General features: G+C 52.7%; 14 protein-coding genes. 13 read left to right on the top strand and 1 reads right to left on the bottom strand.

Annotated features, from left to right (window positions below; all coding sequences use genetic code 11):
* The 13 genes from H7F20_RS06855 to H7F20_RS06825 all read left to right on the top strand — a co-directional run.
* Nucleotides 1-1,351 (top strand): hypothetical protein (locus H7F20_RS06855; protein WP_185785365.1); only part of this gene is annotated, 1,351 nt, incomplete at its 5' end.
* Between the two features lies 1 nt (nt 1,352).
* Nucleotides 1,353-2,498 carry a gliding motility-associated C-terminal domain-containing protein gene (locus H7F20_RS06850; RefSeq protein ID WP_185785364.1) on the top strand — a complete coding sequence of 382 codons (1,146 nt, stop codon included), beginning with the start codon at nt 1,353-1,355 and terminating at the stop codon, nt 2,496-2,498.
* Between the two features lie 577 nt (nt 2,499-3,075).
* The gene (locus H7F20_RS16010) at nt 3,076-3,300 is read left to right on the top strand and encodes a hypothetical protein (protein ID WP_221898699.1); all 225 of its coding nucleotides are present in this window, start codon (nt 3,076-3,078) and stop codon (nt 3,298-3,300) included.
* 36 nt (nt 3,301-3,336) lie between these two features.
* Nucleotides 3,337-3,615, top strand: a complete 279-nt coding sequence (locus tag H7F20_RS16005; protein ID WP_221898698.1) for a hypothetical protein — start codon at nt 3,337-3,339, stop codon at nt 3,613-3,615.
* 195 nt (nt 3,616-3,810) lie between these two features.
* On the top strand, nt 3,811-3,948 hold the full coding sequence (locus H7F20_RS15860; protein ID WP_221898697.1) for a hypothetical protein: 138 nt from the start codon (nt 3,811-3,813) through the stop codon (nt 3,946-3,948).
* Nucleotides 3,949-4,020: 72 nt separating this feature from the next.
* Entirely contained in the window at nt 4,021-4,164 is a 144-nt protein-coding gene (locus H7F20_RS15855; protein ID WP_221898696.1) for a hypothetical protein, read from the top strand.
* A 339-nt stretch (nt 4,165-4,503) separates the two neighbouring features.
* The gene (locus H7F20_RS15850) at nt 4,504-4,776 is read left to right on the top strand and encodes a hypothetical protein (RefSeq protein WP_221898695.1); all 273 of its coding nucleotides are present in this window, start codon (nt 4,504-4,506) and stop codon (nt 4,774-4,776) included.
* Nucleotides 4,777-4,821: 45 nt separating this feature from the next.
* Entirely contained in the window at nt 4,822-5,205 is a 384-nt protein-coding gene (locus H7F20_RS15845) for a hypothetical protein (RefSeq protein WP_221898694.1), read from the top strand.
* Between the two features lie 80 nt (nt 5,206-5,285).
* Nucleotides 5,286-5,681: a hypothetical protein gene (locus tag H7F20_RS15840; RefSeq protein WP_221898693.1), complete on the top strand. Its 396-nt coding sequence runs from the start codon at nt 5,286-5,288 to the stop codon at nt 5,679-5,681.
* 117 nt (nt 5,682-5,798) lie between these two features.
* The gene (locus H7F20_RS06840; RefSeq protein ID WP_255443998.1) at nt 5,799-6,872 is read left to right on the top strand and encodes a gliding motility-associated C-terminal domain-containing protein; all 1,074 of its coding nucleotides are present in this window, start codon (nt 5,799-5,801) and stop codon (nt 6,870-6,872) included.
* 123 nt (nt 6,873-6,995) lie between these two features.
* Nucleotides 6,996-7,727 (top strand): M15 family metallopeptidase, encoded by a 732-nt coding sequence (locus tag H7F20_RS06835; protein WP_185785362.1) that lies wholly within the window; start codon nt 6,996-6,998, stop codon nt 7,725-7,727.
* 40 nt (nt 7,728-7,767) lie between these two features.
* The gene (locus H7F20_RS06830; RefSeq protein WP_185785361.1) at nt 7,768-8,529 is read left to right on the top strand and encodes a M48 family metalloprotease; all 762 of its coding nucleotides are present in this window, start codon (nt 7,768-7,770) and stop codon (nt 8,527-8,529) included.
* Between the two features lie 179 nt (nt 8,530-8,708).
* Nucleotides 8,709-8,876: a DUF6747 family protein gene (locus H7F20_RS06825; protein WP_185785360.1), complete on the top strand. Its 168-nt coding sequence runs from the start codon at nt 8,709-8,711 to the stop codon at nt 8,874-8,876.
* Between the two features lie 114 nt (nt 8,877-8,990).
* Here the strand turns inward: H7F20_RS06825 and H7F20_RS06820 are convergent, their stop codons facing one another.
* Nucleotides 8,991-9,419, bottom strand: a complete 429-nt coding sequence (locus tag H7F20_RS06820) for an ankyrin repeat domain-containing protein (RefSeq protein ID WP_185785359.1) — start codon at nt 9,417-9,419, stop codon at nt 8,991-8,993.
* Nucleotides 9,420-9,601 lie beyond the last annotated feature (182 nt).

The raw sequence follows: 9,601 nt of genomic DNA, 5'->3' as shown, positions 1-9,601 counted from the left end.
GGCCAACACCACCCTGATCAACAATCACATAGCTGCCGATCTGGATTTAGACGACACTAATGAAATTGAACTTCCAACTGGTGGAGTTGCTGGTCAATTTCTTGAAACGGACGGGGCTGGAAATTATTCATGGGCTGATGGGGCAAATACCGATGACCAGACCGTGGACTTATTCAATATCGATGGGTCCAATCTTCTAAATCTTTCGCTTGAAGATGATGGTGCCGTGCCATATACAGTTGACTTGTCCCCTTTCGAAGAGTCTGCAGACATTGCGGCCAACACCACCCTGATCAACAATCACATAGCTGCCGATCTGGATGTGGACGACACAAATGAAATTGAACTTCCCACTGGTGGAGTTGCTGGTCAATTTCTTGAAACCGACGGGGCTGGAAATTATTCATGGGCTGATGGGGCAAATACCGATGATCAGACAGCTCGGGAAGTTGGTATAAATTTCACTCCATCTTCATACACCGTAAGTGATCAAAATACAAATACCGCCGAAGATGTAGAAGATCATTTAGTCGGAATAGACAATGCTCTTTCAGGACTTTCAAATACGAACTTTGCAGAAAACAATTTGACCTTAACCGCTATGAGGACTCACAATATGAATGGAAACGATCTAATCTTCGGTGGAACAGGCGGAAGTATGGGTATTGGAAATTTTGGCGGTGGTACCCTTCCATCAGTTCCGCAAAGCAAATTAGATGTAGATGGACAAATTCAAGCTAGGATTGGTTTTGCAGCATGGGATGGGGATGCAACTGAACCAGCATATGGTTTTTATCAAGGTGGTGATACTAATATGGGGATGTATAGAATAGGTCCAGATAATCTTGGGTTTTCAACAAACAGTACTGAAGCAATGCGAATAGATGCTTCACAAAATGTAGGAATTGCCCAACCAACACCTCTTGCACGACTTCATGTAGGTGGTGACATTAGAGCCGATGGTGATTTCATCTCTATGAATACGACTATTCAAACTCCAGACTACGTCTTCCAATCCTACTTCACTGGCACTTCCAATTTGAATCCTGAATATCAGATGCCAAATCTGGACGAAGTCCGGGCATTCGTGAAGAAAAACCATCACCTGCCAGGCGTAACCTCAGCTGCAGAAGTGGAGGCTCAAGGCGGAATCATTCTGAACCATGCTACCACGCAAAATCTCGAAAAAATCGAAGAACTCTTCCTGCATACCATCGAACAGGAACAAAAAATTGAGGCCCTGAAGGCCGAAAATCAGTCCATGGGCGAGGAATTAGATGAGCTGAAAACGCGTATGGCGGAAATCGAAAAAATGCTGGGGGCCAAACCCGATGCTGGAGGAAAGGAATAAAATGAGGAGGTTTTTAATACATATCGTCCTGCTTACCGGGGGATTCCTGTCCGCCCAACCCGCTCTGCAGCATTATGGCAACATGCAGTTGCACGACGGGGCGCAAATGGGGCTGTACACGGACCTGGTCAACCAGGCGCCATTTGACCAGAACCTCGGTTTGTTCGGGTTTTATGGTACCTTGCCCTTGCAAGTAAGCGGGGATTTTTCGCCCCGGTTTTTTGACGTGGAGATTGCCAACGATGCGGGGGTAGACCTGGAAATTCCGATCGATGTGGCCAACAACCTGAATTTTATATCCGGGGATTTCCGGACAGACAGGGCCTTGTCGGATATATATGTGAGCCTGCTTCAGGATGCCTTTACCGTAGGGGAATCCAACCTGTCCAAGGTCGATGGCCATGTGCAGGCCATCCAACAACAGGAAGTGATTTTCCCGGTTGGAGATGCCAGCCAGCTGCGCCCGCTGACCTACCAGCCCACCAGTGTGGTGCCGGTCACCAAATGTGCCTATTTCCGGGATGACCCGACCAATTCCCCATTTATTGCCTTTCTGGATCCCGACCTGAGGCCGAGGACCATCGAAGAGATCGGCCGGACAGAATTCTGGAGGCTGGAAGGTGCGGTATCGGGAACGGTAACACTGACCTGGAACGCGCAGAGCAACCTGGGGGCTATTGCTGACGATGTAAGCCAGATCGTGATCATGGGCTGGAACAAATCTGCCGGGAGATGGCTGCCCCTGAGCAATGCACAGGCCTCCGGGGACCTGACTGCCGGTTTTGTGATATCTGATGTGTTTACCCCGGATGATTATGTGGTACTGACGTTCGGGAGCCTCTCCGAAGCGGAAGAGGTCTTCAAACTCGATAATTTCTACATCAGCCCGAACGGGGATGGTATTAATGACTTCCTGCGGATCGACGAGTTGCTGAACTCACCCAACAATGAATTGCGCATCTACGACCGTCGCGGATTGCTGGTCTTTTCACAGGATAATTACACCGACCAGTTCAATGGGTTCTCCAATGTGGATGGCATGGTGATCAACCGTGGGGCTGGGCTGCCTGAAGGTGTCTATTTCTATGTGGTCCGATTGCTGGACCTGGATACCGAATATCAGGGTTTTCTGTACTTACAGCGGTAATCTTCCTACAACTCAAAGATCGGTGAAAGGCCCTATTTTTCAGATGATTGAGGGGAAATTGCCCCTATACAACACATAACAGCGACTTCACAACAATTTTGAAATCCTTGGACCCGGGCGCACGTAACTTTAGGTGCAAATACCAAGTCGGCCCAAGCTATGATCCGAAGTTACTTAACCATTTTTCTCCTGTTTACCGCATATATCGGTATGGCCCAACTTAAGGTAGGCGACCGTCCGGAACAGATCCACAGTAACTCTGTCCTGGAACTGGAGAGCCGGGACAAAGCCCTGGTTTTAACCCGGGTTACCGACCAGCAGATGAATGCGATGCAGCCCTTACATGGGGCCGTTGTCTACAACACCGATCACAAGTGTCTTTTCTTCTACGATGCGACCAAATGGAAAAGTGTGGCTGGTTCAGGGGGCAATGCTTCGGACATCACCTTTGTGAACAACGACGACGGGAGCTTTACCGTCCATTACATCGACGGTCGCAGCTTTACTTCAGACATACAGGCCGGCCCGCAGGGTCCACAAGGCGAAACAGGACCGCAAGGACCCGCCGGACCCAAAGGTGACACCGGAGATACCGGGCCGCAAGGACCGCAGGGAGAAATTGGTCTACAAGGACCTGCCGGACCCAAGGGAGACACCGGTGACCAGGGACCCCAAGGGCTCCAGGGTATTCAGGGGGAAGTTGGACCTCAGGGACCTGCCGGACCCAAAGGTGATACCGGAGATACCGGACCCCAGGGAATTCAGGGTGAAGCCGGACCACAAGGACCTCAAGGTGAGGTAGGACCCCAAGGACTGCAGGGGCCGCAAGGACTCAAAGGTGATAAAGGGGAGACTGGAGATACCGGACCCCAGGGACTACAAGGAGAAATTGGTCCTCAAGGTATTCAAGGGGAAGTTGGACCTCAGGGACCTGCCGGACCCAAAGGTGATACCGGAGATACCGGACCCCAAGGACCTCAAGGTGAAGCCGGACCACAAGGTGAAGTCGGGCCGCAAGGTATTCAGGGTGAAATCGGACCACAAGGACCGGCTGGACCCAAGGGTGATACAGGAGATACTGGACCTCAAGGACCGCAGGGAATCCAGGGCGAGGTAGGCCCTCAGGGACCTGCCGGACCTAAAGGAGATACCGGAGATACTGGTCCGCAAGGGCCTCAAGGTGAAATAGGACCACAAGGTATCCAGGGCGAAATAGGCCCTCAGGGTATCCAGGGTCAAGTCGGACCACAAGGACTTAAAGGAGATACTGGAGATACGGGCCCACAAGGACCGCAGGGATTTCAGGGCGAAGTTGGACCTCAGGGACCCCAAGGAGAGGTTGGGCCGCAGGGACCTCAGGGTGAAACCGGACCACAAGGACCTCAAGGTGAGGTTGGACCGCAAGGAATTCAAGGTGAAACTGGGCCGCAAGGACCTCAAGGCGAAATAGGACCACAAGGTGAAGTCGGGCCGCAAGGTATTCAGGGTGAAATCGGACCACTAGGATCCACTGGGCCTAAAGGTGATACAGGAGATACTGGACCGCAAGGAATCCAGGGTGAAACCGGACCTCAGGGACCACAAGGCGAAGTCGGACCACAAGGACCCGCCGGACCCAAAGGAGACACCGGAGATACTGGTCAACAAGGACCTCAAGGTGAGGTAGGACCCCAAGGACTGCAGGGGCCGCAAGGACTCAAAGGAGACAAAGGGGACAAAGGGGATACTGGAGATACCGGACCCCAGGGTCCTCAGGGAGAAATTGGTCCTCAAGGTATTCAGGGGGAAGTTGGACCCCAAGGAATCCAGGGCGAAGTAGGCCCTCAGGGACTGAAGGGAGACAAAGGAGATACCGGAGATACCGGACCGCAAGGCGAAATTGGTCCTCAGGGTGTTCAAGGGGAAATAGGACCTCAGGGACCTGCTGGCCCTAAAGGTGATACTGGCGACCAGGGACCCCAGGGGCTACAGGGTATTCAAGGCGAAGTAGGACCTCAGGGAGAGGTTGGGCCTCAAGGACTCCAGGGGCTACAAGGACTTAAAGGAGATACCGGAGATACCGGACCGCAAGGACCACAAGGAGAAATTGGTCCTCAAGGTATTCAGGGGGAAGTTGGACCCCAAGGAATCCAGGGTGAAGTCGGACCTCAGGGACCTGCCGGACCCAAAGGTGATACCGGAGATACCGGGCCACAAGGACCTCAAGGTGAAGTCGGGCCACAAGGACTCAAAGGAGATACCGGAGATACTGGTCCACAAGGACCTCAAGGTGAGGTAGGACCCCAAGGACTGCAGGGGCCGCAAGGACTCAAAGGAGACAAAGGTGATACCGGAGATACTGGACCGCAAGGAATCCAGGGTGAAACCGGACCTCAGGGACCACAAGGCGAAGTTGGACCCCAAGGACCCATTGGACCAAAAGGTGATACAGGTGACCAGGGGCCACAAGGACCCAAAGGTGATACCGGAGATACCGGGCCGCAAGGACCTCAAGGTGAGGTTGGACCGCAAGGAATACAAGGAGAAATCGGACCTCAGGGACTCCAGGGGCCGCAAGGACTCAAAGGAGATACCGGAGATACCGGGCCGCAAGGACCTCAAGGCGAAATTGGACCGCAGGGAATTCAGGGTGAAATCGGACCACAAGGCCCGGCTGGCAACGGCGTTCAAAGCACGGTCGATAATGGGGATGGCACCTTTACCATAAACTATACGGACGGTTCCAGTTTTACTTCAGGAGACCTGACCGGGCCACAAGGACCGGAAAAAAACCTGGCAACTGACAATTTGGTTCAGGACGCAGAAGCCAGGACCTACAACCAGAATGGTCAATCCCTCGGATTCACCAACGGTCAGGTCGGGGTGGGAACGGCGACCCCCACTTCCACCTTATCCGTGGCAGGATCTTTTTCCACGGGAATACGCTCCACCAATGTCAATACAACCCTTACGGCTTCAGATTTTACTTTGGTCATGTACAGTTTGGGGTTGACCATCAACCTACCCGCCGCATCTACCTGTGCTGGAAGGATCTATATCCTGAAAAACCTGTCTGGCGGGGAAAATTTTACTTCCCTGAATTACATTGCGGAAAATGGAAGTGCAGATAACAAACTCAAGAAGGACAAGGTTTACTGGTTGCAAAGCGATGGGGTAAACTGGCAACAGATAAGCAGGGACTAAATCGCAATAACTGGTATTAAAGCCCAAATGAACAAACTGCTTCAAATAGCATTCATTACCTGGATTGCTTCGTTTTGTCCCGCCACCGGGCAGACCGGAATCCAAAACCATGGGACCATGCGGCTTCACGGTGAAGGGGCCGCTGGAATGCATGCGAATTTCAACAATGAAGGCAGCTTTGAGAACCAGCAAGGACTGGTTGGCTTTTACAACGATAACGGATCCCTTGTGATATCCGGATCGCGGATGCCGGTTTTTTATGACACCGAATTTTCAGCAGCCAATGGGATTTGGCTGAAAACGCCCCTTCAGGTGCTCAACAACGCCAACCTGATCCAAGGGGATATCCGTACGGCGCGGGATGGCAGGGAGGGATATCCGCAGTTTGACTATGCCTCATTCTATACAGGGGAAAACCGGGTATCCAAGGTTGATGGCTATGCCGCCATCCTGAATAAACAGGAATTCACCTTCCCGATTGGCAATCCACAACGGCTTAGGCCGCTGACCATCGAATCCCAGGCAATCAATGCCCGGGCGGGCAGCGCCTATTATCCGGAAGACCCCGGAATGCCACTGAGCACATCGGACAACTTCGACCCCTCTGCCGTTGCTGAACCGGAAATTACGGTAAGCCGGGAAGAGTTTTGGACAGTGGATGGGGATATCCCCTCCAAAGTTACCCTTACATGGGATGAGTACAGTAATGTATCCGGCCTGGCGCGCTTCTATGGCGACCTCAGGGTGGTGGGCTGGAACAGGGAAAAACAGGCCTGGGAAAACCTGGGCAATACCCATGTGGAGGGTGGCCGCGATTACGGATCCCTGACCTCCGATTACTTTGTCCCGAGCCAATACGGGGCCATTACCTTTGGCGGAACGTACGAATCCGGAAGCTACCGCACGGTGGAACTCGACAATTACTACCTCTCCCCCAACGGGGATGGGGTCAATGAAACCCTGGAGATCGAAGCAGCCCGGGAATCCCCCCGGAATAACCTGCAGGTGTACAACCGGTACGGGGCCCTGGTTTACCAAAAAGACAATTATACCGGGGATTTTGATGGGAAATCCAATACCGAACTGGTGGTCAGGCGGCAGTCCGGCCTGGAACCGGGGATCTATTTCTACATCATCACCTTCCCGGAGCTGCAAGAACGCCACCAGGGTTACTTTTATCTGAATAATTAACCGGGTTTGAGCTCAGGCTGCTGGATTTTTGCAGCCAGGGCGGGTATCTTGTTAACGGGCGGGCGGGCACTCCCCTAAAACCCAAAATTAAGTACCTTAGTACCCAGCCTAAATGCCCAAGGAATGAAACGACGCAAATTTATCAGGAACACCGGCCTGGCCGGACTCACGCTGGGCTTGCCCCTTTCGGGTATGGCAATGGACCAGGAATTCTATACCCTGGAGGAGCTGATGGGGAAATCCGACATCGACCTCTACGGGGAAGGGATCAACCTGCGCAAAGAGGCCCACGAGGCCTTTGTTCGGATGAAACGGGCAGCCTACCAGGATGGGATCGACATCAAGGTGGTGAGCAGCTACCGGGATTTTGAACGGCAGCGGGCCATCTTCGAACAGAAATATATCGACTACACGGATCAGGGCATGGAGCCCCTTGCGGCCATCGACAAAATCATTGAATACTCTACCATTCCTGGCACCAGCCGGCACCACTGGGGGACCGATGTCGACCTGATCGACGCCTCCAAACCCGCTTCGGGCGATGTGCTGGTAGCGGATAAGTTCGCGGAAGGCGGACCCTTTGAAGATTTTAAGAAATGGATGGACCAGCACAGCGAGTCCTACGGGTTCTACCTGGTCTATACCGATGTCCCGCGGCGGCGCGGTTTCAAATACGAACCCTGGCACTATTCCTACGCCCCCATCTCAAGGGATATGCTGGCAGAATACCGGCGGCTGAACCTGGTCCGGATCATGGAAAAGGAGGATTTCCTGGGGAGCGAGCATTTTACGACCGGTTTCCTGAGAACCTATTTCACGGACAACATCCTGGATATTAACCCCGATTTGCTTTAGGGAATTTTGTACTTTCAACGGGTGAAACAACCCCTTTTGAATGCGGAGAGGTAGCTGGAAAATCCGGATCTTCATCGGGCTGGCCATCGTAGTGTTCGCACTGGTGCAAAGGTGCGGCAGCCGGGAGGAGAACCCGTATACCGGCCGGACCCAGACCATTGACATGACGCCCAGCCAGGAAATCGCCATCGGCCTGCAGTCGGCGCCTCAGATCGCGCAGCAGCATGGCGGGCTCCACCCGGACGATCGCCTGCAATCCTATGTGGATGCCGTGGGCAACCGCCTGGTCCAGAACAGCTATGCCCGGGAAACGCCCTACCGGTATGATTTCCACCTGCTGGCCGACCCACAGACCGTCAATGCATTCGCCCTGCCGGGCGGTCAGGTATTCATCACCTACGCCCTTTTTTCCAGGCTGAACGAGGCCCAGCTGGCCGGGGTACTGGGACACGAGATCGGCCATGTGATCGGCAGGCACTCCGCCGAACGGATTGCAGAAAGCAATTTCTGGAAAACCCTCTCCATGGGCGCTGCCGTGGGCGCGGAAATGGGCGATGTGGTTGCCGGCATCGGGCAGAATACGCTGCTGACCAATGGGCGGGACGATGAACTGGAAAGCGACGACCTGGGGGTGTTGTTTATGATGCAATCCGGTTACGACCCGGAGGAAATGATCCGGGTCATGGAGATCCTAAAGGAGGCCTCAGGGTCCAACCGGGTCCCGGAATTCCAGAGCACCCACCCCGATCCGGACAACCGCATCCAGAGAATCCGCGAGGCCATCGAGAAATATCGCAGTTAGTCGAAATATAAGGCTGATAAAAGGGTGGCAGGTCTTTTTTGCTATCTTTACCTAATCCCAAATTTTTCGTGGGCTTGTTTTGGCTTTGCGATTTTGCGAGAACATCGCAGAAAACCGAACGAGTTCATCGCCCCGATTTAACCCTTATAGCTTTGATTTAATTATTTAAATGAAACTATATGGGAACACTATTACATTTCAAGGATTTGTACATGCATGCATTCGATGGCTGTAAGCCGTCCTTTGTGGTCGTGCTGCTAAAAGGGTACTCCGTTTTTTGTGCCCTGATGCTTACAATGGCGCTTTACGCCTTTATTTACCGGGCTGTTACCGGGTTTGATTTCTGATCCCCCCGGAAGTCTGCGGACGCTTTTACGAGAACACCAGAAGCCCCCGGCTTTGAAAATGAAAACCCTGACGAAAGCCAGGGTTTTTTGATTGATGAATGAACTCCTTCTGTCTCATGTCTTTAGAACCTTGCGCAGGATGTGCAGGGTCTCTGTGGCGTTGGATAGTTCCGCATGTTTCAGGGCGGTATAACCATTGTCGCAGCGGATAGTGGGATCTGCCCCGTTGTCCAGGAGCATTTCCAGAATTTCAGGTTGGTTGTAACGGGCCGCAAAGATTACCGGGGTTTTGCCCAGGGATTTGCGGTTGACGTCCTCGCCCAGTTGGATCATTTTCTCCACTGTAGCCATGTCGCCTTGCATAATTGCTTTGCAAAACGGGCTGAGGCCCGACAGGACCAGGGGGGATTCAAGGGTGAGGGTGATTTCCGGTACGTGGACTACCGGTGAGCGGTCTGGGCCCATTTGGGTGTCGCTCATTGCTGAGAGTTGGGCGGCAGAAAATAATGCAATGGCTGCTGCCATTAGTGAAGTTGTCTTCATAACGCGTCGATTTTTGATTGATGATGATGAATAATAAATACGTACTATATAAATATAGACGAATCCTATACGTAACTGTTTCAGGATTAACAGATAAATAACGAAACTTTAACATCCTGCAAGCCGATTTCGGGCCACCTTCGGGCCGGTCAAAAGTAATGCCGGAATTAGTGGCAAAGCTT

Origin of the sequence: Robiginitalea sp. SC105 (genome assembly GCF_014243345.1) — a bacterium.
In the GTDB taxonomy this organism is placed as follows: domain Bacteria; phylum Bacteroidota; class Bacteroidia; order Flavobacteriales; family Flavobacteriaceae; genus Robiginitalea.
The sequence above is the reverse complement of the archived record's forward strand: the minus strand, read 5'-3'. Positions and strand labels throughout refer to the sequence as shown.